Genomic DNA, 14,193 nt, shown 5'->3' on the forward strand with positions numbered 1-14,193 from the left:
ATCCAACAAGAGTTCCAGGTTACCGTATTATACAGTCTGTATAACACGGTTCACAGGCCATCGATCAGACTCCTCACCCTGTGCCCCCCTTGATCAGCACATAGGTGTAAATGATCGTCGTGCTGACGTCCTTCTGACCGAGTAGTTCCTGGACTGACGGTATGATCAATGCCTTATCCCGTCCTTCTATCCATGCAGAGCCTGAACAGGAGCGTCAGATTCTTGCGCCGAGCCTGTCACACTATCAAGTAGAACCACATAAGAACCAGGCTCTCATCCCGTCTCCTGCCATTCAGCATCCTGGGTCTTTCTCGTCAGCACAGCGGCGAAACATCCACCGTTCCTGCACACGGCTGGCAGTAGACACGAGCCAGTTCATTTGATGTCACCCTACTTCTCACGATATTTAAGTGACCAGAATTCTGGTCACTTAAACAAGAGGTCTCTAATGGCAAAAACCTTATCGTTATCGGAAGTCAAAGCCCGGCTTCCTGAACTGGTAGCAGGTGTCCAAGAGCGCGAGGAGGAAGTGATCGTCACGAAAAATGGCCGGCCAGCGGCCATCTTGATGAATATCGATGAATACACCCGTCTCAAAGAAACCGTGGATGTCCTAAGCGATCCTGAACTCATGAGCCAGATTGCCGAGAGCCTGGTCCATTACAAAACGAAACGCACAGGACTCTCATTTGAGGATGTATTCGGCGAACCTCTCACGCCTGTCAAGAAACGACGCACGGCGTGATCTCCTTCCGACCCGACATCCCTCCACATGTCGCGGCCGTCATCCGCACACTCCATCCCGACATCAAGCAACTGATCAAGTCAGCCATTCGTGCCATTGCAGCTGATCCTGAATGTGGAGAACCGCTTAAACGGGAACTCGATGGGTTACGCAAGTATCGCGCTCGCCGCTTTCGCGTCGTCTATGCGGTCGATCACAAGAGACGAGTCATGAGCCTCATGGCCGTAGGACACCGGCGATCTGTGTATGAGGAGCTGACCGAGCGAATTCTCCGGAAGCCTCGAACATAGCCGTACCTAAACAATGATCAAGTCTTGTGCACCAGCACTTCATGATACGCCACCTCCCAAGATTTCATTTCTCACTGCCCCCATTTCACACGTTCAGCGATTTCAGCGAGCGGTTTGTCCGCATTCGCACAGTGAGCTGACCGCACCTACCGGTCATCCCATCGTGTTGTACTGAATCAAGGCTTTCGCTATAGTCACAATACAGCTGATGAAAACACTGGATAACATTCGTCGACAACTTTCCGCAGGTGAATTCGAATTTAGTCACCATGCGTTTAAACGAGCCGTCGAGCGAAACATCAGTGACGTAGAAGTCCAGCAGGCCGGAGCAGAGGCCTCGATCATCGAAGACTATCCGGAGGACAAGTACGCACCCAGTAGCCTCATGCTAGGGTTCACTGCAGCAGACCGACCACTACACATTCAAGTCTCTCATGCGGACTCTGACTTGCTGAAGATCATCACGATCTATCAGCCGAATCCGACTGAGTGGTATGATTACACCAAACGGAGGTAACCATGTTCCGGTGTCATGTGTGCGGAAAAGCTGAGAGCCGTGAGGAGCGCATCAGCGAGGTTTTTGACATTGATGGCAGGCCGGTGCAGGTTGAGCAGATTCCGGCAACGGTGTGCCTCCATTGCGGTGAAGCGGTGTTCAGTCGAGATACGACGGAGCGAGTTCGCCGGATGGTGCATGGGGAGGCCAAACCGATCAAGTCGATTCAGATGGACGTATTCGCCTACCGCTAGCTTTCTCTGACAATTCTCTCACTTGTACATTCTCCCACAGCAATTCACCTTTGACTCAAAGGAATGTCCAATGCCAACATTGTTCACCCCGCTCCAAGTTGGAAAACTCCTTTTACCCAACCGCGTCGTCATGGCTCCCCTCACTCGTGCACGTGCCGGCACGACCCACATCCCCAACGACATGATGGTGGACTACTACTCCCAGCGCGCGTCAAGCGGTCTGATGATGACGGAATGCACAATGGTGGATGCCCATGCCTGCGCCTTCATGGGTGAAGGTGGTATTTACAGCCCGGCTCACGTAGCTGGGTGGAAACGCGTGACGGATGCGGTCCATGCCAAGGGCGGCCGCATCTTCATGCAGATCTGGCATCCTGGTCGCGCCGCGCATTCGTTGTTGAACGACGGTGAGCAGCCGGTCTCCAGCAGCGCCAAGGCCATTCCTAATGAGATGACCCACACCCCTCAAGGTGACAAGCCCTACGAAGTCCCTCGCGCCCTCCGCACCGAGGAAATCCCACGCTATGTAGAGATGTTCAGACTTGCCGCAACGAACGCACAGGTGGCCGGATTTGACGGTGTACAAATCCACGGCGCCCATGGGTATTTGATCGACAATTTTCTTCGGGACGGCGTCAACGCCCGCACGGACGCCTACGGAGGTTCCGTACCCAACCGTGCTCGGTTTCTATTGGAGATAACCGACGCCGTCATCAGTGTCTGGGGTGCTGGGCGTGTCGCGGTGCGGATTTCGCCTCTGGTCCCGTTTAATGACATGGTCGACAGCCAACCCGAAGCCCTCGTGACCTATGTGGCGCAAGAATTAAGCCGGCGCGAGATTGCCTTCCTTGAAATTCGACATGAAAACCATGCGCTGCCTAAAGAGCAGACCCTGTTACAGATTGCTCGTCGCCAATTCCGTGGTGTGCTGATGAGCAATGGAAGCTATACGCGTGAAAGCGGCGAATCGACAGTTACACAAGGAGCCGCTGACGCCATCGTCTATGGCCGACCGTACATCGCCAATCCTGACCTGGTTGAACGTTTCGCGAAGCAGGCTCCGCTCAACGAGGTAAATTTCGCTCGACTCTATGGAGGTGGCGCGGACGGCTACAGCGACTACCCTGCATTGGTCGGATGACATCCAACCACTATCTTTCAGGGTTTGTGTTGTATATCGGCGTGCCGACAATCTACAGCGGACTGGAAGGTAGTAATCGGATTGGTGCATAATCCCCTCCCTCTACTCGCATCAATTTGGAGACCGACATGATCTCGCAACGGATAATACTTTCCGCCCTCTGTGCCCTGCTCCCGCTGCTCTTGGCCATGCGACCAGTGGATGAGACTCTGCTGACAGCCGCTATGGATGGACAGCTCCCCAAGATCAAGAAACTTGTTGAGGAAGGAGCGGATGTCCACGCAGCCAATGCGCAGGGGACGACCTCCCTGCATGCGGCAGCCTGGAATGGACATCGCGATGTCGTTTCATTCTTACTTCGGAAAGCCGCGCCGGTGAATCACGTGACCAGCGACGGAGCCACCCCACTCTACATTGCGGCGCAGAATGGTCATCCGGAAGTAGCCGCCCTGTTGCTCAATAACGGAGCAACCGCGAATCTTGCTACCACCACAGGAGTGACGCCGCTTTTTATCGCCGCACAGAACGGCTATCGAGACATCGTGGCGCTCTTGCTCCGACATAAGGCCGACGCGAATCAAGCTGCGGAAGACGGAGTGACGCCACTCTTCATCGCGGCACAACGAGGCCAGCATACGGTCGTGGAGCTGCTGCTGCAACATGGAACCACCGCGAATACGACCTTGGCTGACGGATCGACGCCTCTGTTCGTCGCCGCCCAGAACGGCCATCTCCCAACCGTGACGCTGCTCCTGGAACAGGGTGCAGCCGTGAACCAGGCCATGACGGATGGCGCAACACCGCTGCTGGTCGCCGCCCAAAACGGACATCGCGCCATCGTGGAACTCTTGCTCGAACGTGGCGCACTCGTAAACCAATCGGTCCAGAACGGTGTGACTCCACTCCACGTTGCCGCGCAGAACGGCCATCGGGAAGTGGTCACACTACTGCTAAAAAAGAAGGCTGCCATCAATCAACAAGCACGAAACCGCGCGACCCCGCTCTTCCTTGCCGTACAAAATAACCACCGCGATGTCGCAACACTCCTCTTAGAAAAAGGTGCCTTGGTGAACCAACCCACGCCTGATGGCGCCACGCCTCTCCACATCGCAACCGCAGCAGGCTATCGCGACATGGCCGCCCTTCTCCTAAAAAAAGGAGCCTCGATCAACGCAAAGACTGCGGACGGGAAGACCCCTCTGCATCTGGGTGCCTATCATGGCAATCGAGAAATCGTGTCGCTCCTGCTCAAGCACGGAGGGAACAAACAGGCAAAAACCCTATCGGGCGAGCGTCCGCTCGATCTCGCCCGTCAACAAGGCCACCGCACGCTGTTTGCTCTCCTGAAGCAATAAGAGCCTTCATGCACTTTCACTTCGTGCAGCCACGGCGCGAGCCACAAAACCGTCAAGCCCTCTAACAGACCCACGATCCACCTCTGCACAAGGATTCGACCGACCGTAGACCTATAGCGCCTCGATCATGAACGCGAGCCAACTCCACCCAGTCCAGAGAATCTCACTCGCTTGAATCGGGCCACTAGAATAAGGAGTAGATGACATGAAACCGGTTGCGCCGAATTGGAAACGAGCCCTCTGTTCACTCATCGTCCTATTCATTAGTGGTTGTGTCACCACACCGGAGGAGCAACTACGCCTAGCCGCAGCAGACGGGAATCTGCTCCGAGTGGAGACCTTTCTTTGGCAGGGAGTCAACATCCAAGCGTCCGATGCGCGTGGAATCACAGCACTCCACCTCGCAACCAAGCACGGGCATCGGAACGTGGCCGCTCTTTTACTGAAACAAGGTGCAGCAGTCAACCCAGCAAGCCAGGACGGCGTCACGCCGCTTTCCGTCGCAGTCCAAGGGGGGCGGCAAGAAATGGTGGCGCTACTCTTAGCGAACGGTGCACAGGTAAATGAACAGGCGCAGATCGGTGGCACGACGCTCTTGCACGTCGCAGCCTACCGAGGGGATCTGGAGATCGTGAGCCTTTTACTGCAGCATGGCGCGGATAAGCAGGCAAGAATGACATCGGGTGAACGCCCTGTGGATTTGGCTCAGCAGCAAGGTCACCGGGCGTTGATTCCGCTGCTTGAGCCATGAGGGACTGAACAGAACAACCGGGCAGGATACGTCACTTGGCCAATCACCGCGTAATGCAAGATGTGTCGGTCGTCTCCACTACGACACCGTTCCCCTTGCTCTTCTGATCGGTGCCTCTTCGTCTATGAACAGGTGGTGTTATCGGCTATCAGTCCTTCTCCTCATCATATCGTCGACCGGCATGTCTGATGCTCAAGCACAAGCTCCCGCCCATCTGCATGATGCAACTGGCATAAGGGTTGCCACTGTTTCTCCACAAGGACATATCAGTGCCCCGGAGGAACAGACTTCTCAGAGTTTCACCATCACGTCGCTGGTTTTTTTATTGTCGTGTTTGGCCTAGCCGAACTAGGCCATGCGCTCCGGTATCCCCTGTCATTGTGGACCTGGTTCATGCTCCCTGGTGCGCTTACGGCGATCGGTCTGTTGGTGCTATTCGGGAATGACCATGGTGCGTGGCCGATTCGTTCACTTGATGTGCTCGACACCGTGCGGAGCTAAGACCAGGAACTGATTGAACATAAACTCTATGGAGTCCTTGCCCTTGTCATCGCCTTTTTTGAGGCATGCCGTCGAAATACAAGAGCTTGGCATCCTCTGTCGGCAGCCCCTCTCGTCCTCTTGACCCTGGCCGGTTCGTTGTGGCTGTTCGCCCATTCACACAGCGGGCATCCCGCTCTTGCCAAGATCCAGTTTCAGCATTCCTTGTTGGGGATCGTTGGGATCGGCGCCGCCCTGGCGAAGGGCTTTGCATCCTGGCTGCCCAGTGCGTCCCCCCATGTGACGACACGATGGGAAATCGCTTGGGCGGGATCCGAGATTCTTTTTGGCGTACTGCTCCTCCTCTACTCCGAATAGACACGGTTTTTCGTCTGGAGGGAATTCAACTCTCTTGGAACCGCAGCATGGCTTCCTGAGTCTCGAGGGGGAAATAGGAGACCGCGAACAGTTCCTGAGCGAGCCAGTCAGCCATTTGAGACACCCTCGCGTTTCCCCTTCAGACACCTGCCAACTCAATTACCAATATCGTCCTCAACGAGCAGTTTCCACCTTTCATCCCACTGCATCGCAAACCGAACGAGCAAAGGTATCCGACCCCATACTCTTTGGGCTGTACTGGGTACGTGTCAATTCCCTGGTTCGGCCTCTTCTTTTAGGTCGCCAAGTACACGCACGATCTCGCCACGCAACTGCGGACGTTCCCATGTGCGTGGAGCCAACGGCACCCTTGCCGAAAACAGCTTTCGTCTAGCGTCGAACTCCGTGAGAGTCTCATACTCGACTTGGCGCTCCTCTGGGGCGCTGCTGTCCTTGATTCGTGGCCAATCGGGGATGATCTTGCAGGGATGATGTGAACTGTCCTGGAAGTGAAGTATTGCGTCATCAACCAGCTCCTTCTTACCAAGATCGAATTGCAGACCCTCCATTATGTAATCTACAACTTGACCTCCGTATGACCGGATCGCCCTCTTCGTTAGAGCGGTGCGGCGCGAAATCGTCCACAGCGTACCGGATGGATGAGTGTCATTTGTTCGGAAACGAACATCAAGGGGCGAAACGATGGAAAGAAAGACAGACGGTGCATCCAAGGGTGTGACAACGCTTCTCAGGAACCCTTGGTCGACCTGTGCACCAATTGCCGAGATCATCCCTGCATCCAAACTCGGGATGGCCGCAAACTGGAGAACGCCCTCGATTGTTGCCTCGACAGCTTGCAGTGGCTGCCTTGCACGAACAAAAGCGTCGTATACGGATGAGGATACCACAAGCGGCACTGCAAGGTCGCACGACCAGTAATCAAGAGTTGTCAGAGACATGGTCGCGAACGTTGTGTTGTCTGTGTGAAACGGGTAGCGCACGACGCCCACTGGCCTGTCCGGGCTACTTGCCATCCAACGGATATCGGTCAGCTCTTCCGGCTTCGGATAGCCCTTCCCTTTGTAGATTCTACCGGACATTCGCTCTTTGTGACTGATCGTTTGTCCAGAGAAATCCTTGAACCACAGTTCTCCTGGCAAGCGAGGAACCCACTCTGAAACAAAGGCCTGTTTGAATCTGACTCGGTCGCCGGCGTGAAGTTCCTCGCCATAGAGCGCGCGACAGAACTGTGAGATCGAGATAAAATCAACTGGGGCGCGTCCAGAGAGCAGAGACTTGATCCTCTGATCCAGCCACGAGGGGAGGTGCAAGTAGGTCAGAAAACTACCCGCGAGGGCCTTTGCTGTGTCTTCTTTCATCCCCATCGTGTGGACCCTAATCTTCGAGGCCTAACAATGTTTAGAAAGACTGTATAATCCCGTTACAGTAACTTGTCCACTTCTCGCATTGTTGCCGTAAATATCCGACAGTCCAGAGTAGACTCTGGACATGGACACAAGAACTCGGATCATTCTTGCAGCGGAACTGGCGACTCAAGGGCTCTCCGTTTCCGCGATCGCGGGCCAACTTGAGCGCCATCGAGAAACCATAGGACTCTGGCTGAAGGCAGTTCGAATCGAAGGACTCTCTGTCTTTCTGGATCGCTATGCTGCGGCCAAGACGGGGCCACGTCCGGCACGACAGGTCCCGGGAGCGGTCAAACGCCTTGTCTGGGCGATTCGCGCCCGTGAATACGACTGCTGTGGGCAGAAGATTCAGTACTTTCTGGCTCATGAACAGCATATCCATCTCTCTGTTCCCAAGATCTATGAAATCTTGGCTGAACGATACGTCTTACGGCCTCGGGGCCGGACCAATCAGCCACGCGGCGTTGTGCCGATTGCCACGGCTCCCCGCGCGGTCATTCAGATGGATACCGTGGTTTTTGGCGAGGTCTTCGCCTTTACCGGGGTGGACATCTATACGAAGGAAGCGGATGTCGTTCTGCGGACCGGACTAACAAGCGAGGATGGGGCCATGTTTTTGCGCACAGCCATGACTCGCCGCTTTACCGGGCCTGTGCAGATCATCCAGACCGATGGGGGCTCAGAGTTCAAAGGCGTGTTTGCCCAACAGGTGCTCCAGTATTGTACACGACATCGCATCGCCCGTCCCTATAAGAAGAACGAGCAGGCGTATATTGAGAGCTTCAATCGAACCCTGCGCAAGGAATGCTTGGGGTGGATCTCCTATCGAGTAGAAGAACTGCCCACACTCCAGGGCGAGGTGCGTGCATTTCTGGACCGGTATCACTATCATCGGCCGCATCTTGGATTCACCCCGATGCGACCGCCGTTATCGCCAAGCCGTGAAGGACCTGACGGACTGTCGGATATTTACGGAGAATAGTGCGCTTCTGCTTAAGCCGGCGAATAACCACCGATTGCACGCTCTAACCAATTGAAACAGAGCACGTTTGTCTCCAATGCCACTTTTGGGCACTCGTCTTATACAGTCTGTATAAGACAGTTTACAGACCATCGATCGGACTCCTCACCCCGTGAACGCCCTTGCCCAACACGTGCGCGTACATCATGGTGGTGCTGACGTCCTTGTGACTGAGCGGGCAACAGGCACCCAGAATGATTACGTTTTTTACTGCCCCAGTCACGACTGACATAAATCACCACCGCCTCACCCCACTTCCCACAGCCTCGTATAGACAGGTCCGGTCGGACGCAGCTGGCTTTTTATTAGCACAACCGGCCCAACTGTCATCGTTCCTAGCGAGACGCTACGCTCATACACACCACTTTGAGCCAACAGCGGCCCGACCTGTCGTTCTCCAGTTTTAATCCTCGCCACAGTCAGATGGGGGCTGAAGGGTTTCTCATCTGAGGCAAACCCGAAGGAGTGGCAGCAAGATTCTATCTCCTGATGCAACTCCACCAATCGCTTGGCTGGTTCACTCTGAAGCCACGACTCAGATGGTCCCACCCACAGCACTCGCGGTTTCAGGGCATTGGGGAACGCCTGGAGCCGATCGATCGGGATCTGAATGGTCGGATGAGATTGCCTGACACGCGTCATTGCTTCGCGTAGTGGATCGATGAGCTGTTTCTCTATCTCGCCGAGAAACCTCATCGTGAGGTGAAATGAATTCCGTTGCCCCCAGGCGATGCGGATCTCCTTGGAGAGATGAGCCGTGAGCCGTTCCTTGATGTCCTGCTGGACCTGGATGATCCCTGTTCTCACCTCGTCACTAATCTCGACGGCCAAAAAAGCCCGGATCATACTTGTCTCCTCTCAAGAAGCCACCGACGCAAGAGGTCCAATGCTGCCTGTGAAGACCGCTGCTTGATGACTGATCGGTCGCCATGGAACCGGAATTCCTTTGTGATCGGCCCTCCCACTCCTCCGTCGAGCCCCACATACACCAAGCCGACCGGCTTCGTTTCTGTGGCTCCTCCTGGTCCGGCAATCCCCGTGACCGACAAAGCCACGGACACACCAGCCCGTTCACGCATCCCCATCGCCATGGCTTGGGCAACCTCTCGACTGACTGCCCCGTGTTGTTCAATGAGACTCACCGGCACACCCAACATGTCCGTTTTGGCTTGGTTGCTATAGCAGATTGCTCCGCGATCGACATAGGCAGACGCTCCCGGCACTTGGGTCAGTCGATGGCCGATCAGCCCACCGGTACAGGACTCGGCAACCGCAATCGTGCGTTGCTGCTCGACCAGTAATCGTCCGACGACGTCTTCCATCGTGTCGTGCCCTTCAGCATAGATCCACTCGCGTAATCGCTGACGCACCGCTTCGATTTTCGAGGTGAAGACGTGAGCCTTGATCGCACGATGCGCGCTCGTCGTCAACGACACCAGCACGCCATTTGGCGAAGCAAGCAGCCCCAGTGCGATCGGCTCCCGCTTGGAAAGCACTCCCTGCAATTTGCTATCGACATCAGCTTCCGGTAATCCCCAGGTCTGAAAGATCACCCGGCTAATGGGGTGGGGTTGTGCGTGCTTCGATTGTTTCAGTCGATCGACGATCAGGGGGATGACCGTCTCCTGCATCATGGCTTGCATTTCACTCGGAACACCCGGTAGCGCCGCGATGTACGTCCCCTTCCAAGAGAGGGCAAATCCCGGCGCAGACCCGACTGGATTGGGCAAGACAATGGCCTTGGCGGGAATCAGCGCTTGTCGCAACTGGCCCCGATTCGGCACCCTCCCCCACTGAGCCAATCGAGCCTTCATCGCCTCGAACGCTTCTTTGCGACGAGCAAGGCGGGACCCGGTCGCCGCTGCAACGGCCTCCCTGGTGCAATCATCGACCGTAGGACCGAGCCCTCCCGTCATGATCACCACACCAGCCCGCTGCCGGGCAATGTTGAGCACGTGCCCGATCTCACCCTCATCATCACCGACAATCGATTTGAACCGGACTTCTACACCAACAGTAGCAAGGGCCTCCGTAATGAATAGTGAGTTACTATCGGCCCGCCCCCCGACCAGCAACTCCGAACCAATCGCAATGGTTTCCGCAAGGCACGTACGAGCTGATGACGCAGACATTGGCATAGGCCGATTGAACCTCTATTCGATATGAGCAAAATCAACCAAGAAACGCACCTCTCCTCCGCCGGCAGGAAAGATCGTGATCGTCGTTTTGGCGTTCGGATCGAAATCGGCATAGCGGAACATCGCAACGATTTTGGCCTGAAATTTCTGCGACTCTAGCCACATGGTCGAACGATCAGCTCGGCCATCGGTTCGCACCGTGAGCGGGGTGATCGTTCTCCCCCCTTGCTCGATGATCATGTAACTGTTCACAGCAAAGTCTGGACGCTCTCCGACAATCGTCGCGCTCACGAGCATAGTAGCGGCTTCGATCGTGTGGGCGACATCGGCTGCACTCGGTTTAAGTCCGCGTACCGCCATATGGGCGGCCATCACCGACAGGCTCCCAAGCTTCGTGAGGAGAATGCCTTCGGCCTGTCCGGAATCAACGCCCCTGAATCGATGGTACAAGGTTTCAGGCGAGTGGTGTTGTGCCGCCGCTTGTTGTCCTCGATCGAGTGCAAGTTGAATTTGGGCCGGCGTCGGATTCACCTCGATCGCAGCCGCAAGACCGACGAAACTCAGCAGGCAGACGACAGTCTGTCCAATCACGGCATGAGTCCAACCCCTCATCTGTCAGCGGGTAACAGAACGATTCAACCTTGTCAATGGATGCCTCCTCGCCTCGTCCTCCGGTTGACAACACGGAAGGGGAAATGCTAAACGAAAGAAAAATACAAAGAGCACTGCCTCTCAATTTACTAAAGGAGCTTTGTAATGTCGACTCCGGAGACCCCCCCTTCTACGCCAGCACCTCGGCGCCAGTTCGTCAATTTTGCATTCTACAAAGTGGACCCGGCATGGCGGCGTCTCCCAGAAGATGTGCGCACCCAGGGTAAACAGGAGTTCTTACGGGCTGTTGAAGATTTTAACGGCAAGGTGTTGGTCGTCCCCTATTCCACTGTCGGTATCCGTGGCGACTGTGACTTCATGTTGTGGCGTATCAGCTACGATCTCGATCTGTTACAGGATATGAGCGCCAAGATGCTTGCCTCCGGTCTTGGACAGTACCTCTCGACTCCCTATTCGTACTTGGCCATGACCAAGCGATCCATTTATGTCGATAACCATTCGCATGCGGGACAGGAAGGGAAGCGGCTCACGGTCGTGCCAGGGAAGAGCAAGTACATCTTTGTCTACCCCTTTCTTAAAACACGGGAGTGGTTCCTCCTGACGAAGGCGGCTCGCCAGGGGATGATGGACGAGCATATCGAAGTAGGTCATCGGTTTCCATCAGTGAAGCTGAATACCACCTATTCGTTTGGATTGGATGATCAGGAATGGGTTGTTGCGTTTGAAAGCGACAAGCCAGAAGATTTCCTTGACCTGGTGATGGCCCTACGGGAAACGGAAGGATCACGATATACCTTGCGAGATACCCCGATCTTCACCTGCGTCCGCAGAAGTCTGAAGGAAACGCTCGACACTCTTGGCGGCTAAGCGCTGAGGATATCCGTACGGACTAGGGCCTTCGGTCATCCGACCGAAGGCCTTTTGTTTTTCGGCGATGACCTCTCGTTGTCACACAGAGAGTGTCCTCACGTTGCTGTTCCTCCAGCTGGAATAGACGTTAGGCCCTAGTTTTGACAGTTCGACAAACGCTATGGTACCTGTACAGATAGCACTATCAAGAAAGTGAGTGGCCATGGCTGACACGACCTCCCTCTATGCCTTGCGTTTCCCCGATGGCTCAGTCAGTCTCTACATCGATGAACAGTATGCTCAGGATAAAGGGATCGATCCATCCAAGCTCGTCCGGGTGGAAATTCCACGCGAGATGTTCATTAGTGGGACGATCCAGGATGTTCGGGAATATGTCGCGCGTCAGCTGGAGCAAGTCTCTCGGCAGAAGGCCGGTACGGCATAACCAACATCGCCACAGATCAACGGATTAGAAAAGGACATTGCACGAAGAGATCACCCCCTCTTTCTGTATGAGTCAAGCGGAACACCATGACACCAACACTCGCATCCTCTCCCCTCACTGTCGACATCATTGAGGAGGCTATTGCCAACCTGCCGATTCAGGGACGCATTATCCTCCGTCTACTGCTCCTGCAATATCTCGACGTCACACAGGATGAAATTCTGTTTATGGTGGCAGATCGACCAGACCCTCGCTGCGTCTCAGGCAAGAAACCGATCACGACCATGACCCAAGAATCCATCATCGCCATGGTCAACCGCCGGGATGAATACCGCCGACGAGCCAGACTGCGCCGGGAACGAACCTGGTTGCAATGTATGGCCCTCGAACATTTGATCAAGACAGCCGACGCATTCGCTACCCGTGCTACGGTCCTCCTCGCTGATCGAGGTGTCTCGGCTGACACCATCGCGGCGCTTAGCGCACAGGCTCGTTCTGCAGTCCCGTCCACGACATTACGACTCCTGGAACAACAGTGGGAGAAAGACGAAATCAGCTCCGAGGAGTACCAGAAACATCGTTTGGTCGTCGAAATGCAGACACAGCTGCGCTTTGTTGAACGATTCAGAAAACGTCTGACCTTGGCAGATCGCGAACGTCGAACCTCCGACTCTACAACGCTGCAGGACCATGAAATCGGCCACATCTGGGGCATCCCAGCCGGAACCCTCGCTGCACGCAAGGTCAAATTTCTCTCCCAGTATCTACTGGCAACCCAAGCGAGATGTTCAGATTCTCCAGGGAGCGGATCGTCCGTTCCGTCACCCGAGATGTGGCAAGCCACACTGCGTGCACTCTCCCAGACTCCGATTGAGCGGTCGATTGCCACGTACGACGGACTGGAAGGGACTGAGTCCGCACTGATTGAAAAATTGGGAATCTATGCGATGATGGGGATATCGGAAGCGACGGAGACCAAGTTCTGGAACTCTCTCGTGTATGGGGCCAGTTCCAACGCCATCCATACCGAAACAACCCGAACCCTATTCGGACTCCAACGGCTGGTCTCCATTCAAAAGGATCTGGACACCAGTACCGCCGCGTTGGACGAGGAACTACTGAAACGGTCGATGCCCACACCTAAGGCCGGCGAGCTTCCATCTCCAGCACCAGAGTCCGGTCAGGGGGAACTCACAGACTTCCAACGGCATATTCTCCATAACTTTATCGGGGAGGATGTGACCGGTCGGCCATCCGACAAATGGTGAACTTTCGGTATTGCCAATCAGGGGCGGTTCGGTATAATTACCTCCAGCCATGACGACGCAGGCCATCAGTCGACCAACATTCGTCACCTCTCTAGGACCGTTTCTTTTCTTCATCCTGTTGTGTGTATGTGCGCCTGGCTCACCTAGTACGACATCAGCTCTCGCGAACGGTCTGATTGAGATAGCGGAATTGTTGGCGCACCCAGAGCAATACGATCATCAGGACGTCGTCGTCACGGGAAAGGTTATGAATGTCCAGCTGGCGACCAATCGCCAGGGACAGCCAGCCTACGGATTTCTCCTCCAAGATCAAGCCGGCACCCTCAAGGTCGTGAGCCTTGGCCAGCTTGAGGTTCACGAAGGTGATCAAGTGATCGTGGAAGGTGTCTTCAGTCGTCTCCGCCAAGTTGGCCGCACCATTGTCTATAACGAGATTAAGGCCATCTCGGTTAAGCCCATGACACGCCTCAATCCAGATCTGGTCGGCTGATCGCTTCAATCGCTTTTCACACCTTTGGGACTTTGTTTCGAGTACATCTTGAA

Annotated in this window: 17 protein-coding genes; 12 read left to right on the forward strand and 5 right to left on the reverse strand. The window is 55.1% G+C overall.

The features are described from left to right. Nucleotides 1-448 precede the first annotated feature (448 nt). From COMA1_RS19570 to COMA1_RS19600, 7 genes are all read left to right on the forward strand, one after another. On the forward strand, nt 449-745 hold the full coding sequence (locus COMA1_RS19570) for a type II toxin-antitoxin system Phd/YefM family antitoxin (RefSeq protein ID WP_090751223.1): 297 nt from the start codon (nt 449-451) through the stop codon (nt 743-745). Beyond that, on the forward strand, nt 742-1,035 hold the full coding sequence (locus tag COMA1_RS19575) for a type II toxin-antitoxin system RelE family toxin (protein WP_090751224.1): 294 nt from the start codon (nt 742-744) through the stop codon (nt 1,033-1,035). The genes COMA1_RS19570 and COMA1_RS19575 overlap by 4 nt, the downstream gene beginning before the upstream one ends. Before the next feature lie 208 nt (nt 1,036-1,243). Further along, nucleotides 1,244-1,552: a DUF4258 domain-containing protein gene (locus COMA1_RS19580; protein WP_090751225.1), complete on the forward strand. Its 309-nt coding sequence runs from the start codon at nt 1,244-1,246 to the stop codon at nt 1,550-1,552. A gap of 2 nt (nt 1,553-1,554) precedes the next feature. Continuing rightward, nucleotides 1,555-1,785, forward strand: coding sequence for a YgiT-type zinc finger protein (locus tag COMA1_RS19585; RefSeq protein WP_090751226.1), 231 nt, complete (start codon nt 1,555-1,557; stop codon nt 1,783-1,785). Nucleotides 1,786-1,855: 70 nt separating this feature from the next. Further along, nucleotides 1,856-2,926, forward strand: a complete 1,071-nt coding sequence (locus tag COMA1_RS19590) for an alkene reductase (protein WP_090751227.1) — start codon at nt 1,856-1,858, stop codon at nt 2,924-2,926. 128 nt (nt 2,927-3,054) lie between these two features. Further along, nucleotides 3,055-4,281: an ankyrin repeat domain-containing protein gene (locus COMA1_RS19595; RefSeq protein ID WP_090751228.1), complete on the forward strand. Its 1,227-nt coding sequence runs from the start codon at nt 3,055-3,057 to the stop codon at nt 4,279-4,281. A gap of 205 nt (nt 4,282-4,486) precedes the next feature. Beyond that, on the forward strand, nt 4,487-5,032 hold the full coding sequence (locus COMA1_RS19600) for an ankyrin repeat domain-containing protein (RefSeq protein ID WP_090751229.1): 546 nt from the start codon (nt 4,487-4,489) through the stop codon (nt 5,030-5,032). Nucleotides 5,033-5,689: 657 nt separating this feature from the next. Here the strand turns inward: COMA1_RS19600 and COMA1_RS21910 are convergent. Both COMA1_RS21910 and COMA1_RS19615 read right to left on the reverse strand, forming a co-directional pair. Next, entirely contained in the window at nt 5,690-5,812 is a 123-nt protein-coding gene (locus COMA1_RS21910) for a hypothetical protein (protein ID WP_281176280.1), read from the reverse strand. 347 nt (nt 5,813-6,159) lie between these two features. After that, a complete protein-coding gene (locus tag COMA1_RS19615) occupies nt 6,160-7,275 on the reverse strand; it encodes a hypothetical protein (RefSeq protein ID WP_090751232.1) in 1,116 nt (371 codons plus the stop codon). Nucleotides 7,276-7,399: 124 nt separating this feature from the next. Here COMA1_RS19615 and COMA1_RS19620 point away from each other — a divergent pair, with 124 nt between their 5' ends. Beyond that, complete coding sequence (locus COMA1_RS19620; RefSeq protein ID WP_090742504.1) at nt 7,400-8,299, forward strand: integrase core domain-containing protein; 900 nt, start codon at nt 7,400-7,402, stop codon at nt 8,297-8,299. A 285-nt stretch (nt 8,300-8,584) separates the two neighbouring features. On the opposite strand, the gene thpR is transcribed toward COMA1_RS19620, so the two are convergent. Genes thpR through COMA1_RS19635 form a run of 3 tightly spaced genes read right to left on the reverse strand, consistent with a single transcriptional unit; the run spans nt 8,585 to nt 11,067 of the window. Further along, nucleotides 8,585-9,184 carry an RNA 2',3'-cyclic phosphodiesterase gene (gene thpR, locus COMA1_RS19625; RefSeq protein WP_090751233.1) on the reverse strand — a complete coding sequence of 200 codons (600 nt, stop codon included), beginning with the start codon at nt 9,182-9,184 and terminating at the stop codon, nt 8,585-8,587. Continuing rightward, the gene (locus tag COMA1_RS19630; protein WP_090751234.1) at nt 9,181-10,476 is read right to left on the reverse strand and encodes a competence/damage-inducible protein A; all 1,296 of its coding nucleotides are present in this window, start codon (nt 10,474-10,476) and stop codon (nt 9,181-9,183) included. The genes thpR and COMA1_RS19630 overlap by 4 nt, the downstream gene beginning before the upstream one ends. A 15-nt stretch (nt 10,477-10,491) precedes the next feature. Next, the gene (locus tag COMA1_RS19635) at nt 10,492-11,067 is read right to left on the reverse strand and encodes a hypothetical protein (protein WP_090751235.1); all 576 of its coding nucleotides are present in this window, start codon (nt 11,065-11,067) and stop codon (nt 10,492-10,494) included. Between the two features lie 165 nt (nt 11,068-11,232). Here COMA1_RS19635 and COMA1_RS19640 point away from each other — a divergent pair, with 165 nt between their 5' ends. The 4 genes from COMA1_RS19640 to COMA1_RS19655 all read left to right on the forward strand — a co-directional run bounded on the left by COMA1_RS19640 (nt 11,233) and on the right by COMA1_RS19655 (nt 14,140). Further along, entirely contained in the window at nt 11,233-11,955 is a 723-nt protein-coding gene (locus COMA1_RS19640) for a chlorite dismutase family protein (RefSeq protein ID WP_090751236.1), read from the forward strand. A gap of 205 nt (nt 11,956-12,160) precedes the next feature. Beyond that, complete coding sequence (locus tag COMA1_RS19645; protein ID WP_090751237.1) at nt 12,161-12,382, forward strand: hypothetical protein; 222 nt, start codon at nt 12,161-12,163, stop codon at nt 12,380-12,382. A gap of 86 nt (nt 12,383-12,468) precedes the next feature. Further along, complete coding sequence (locus COMA1_RS19650; RefSeq protein WP_090751238.1) at nt 12,469-13,650, forward strand: hypothetical protein; 1,182 nt, start codon at nt 12,469-12,471, stop codon at nt 13,648-13,650. 49 nt (nt 13,651-13,699) lie between these two features. Beyond that, complete coding sequence (locus tag COMA1_RS19655; RefSeq protein ID WP_090751239.1) at nt 13,700-14,140, forward strand: hypothetical protein; 441 nt, start codon at nt 13,700-13,702, stop codon at nt 14,138-14,140. The last annotated feature ends 53 nt before the right edge of the window (nt 14,141-14,193 follow it).

The organism is Candidatus Nitrospira nitrosa (assembly GCF_001458735.1).
Classification (GTDB): Bacteria; Nitrospirota; Nitrospiria; order Nitrospirales; family Nitrospiraceae; genus Nitrospira_D; species Nitrospira_D nitrosa.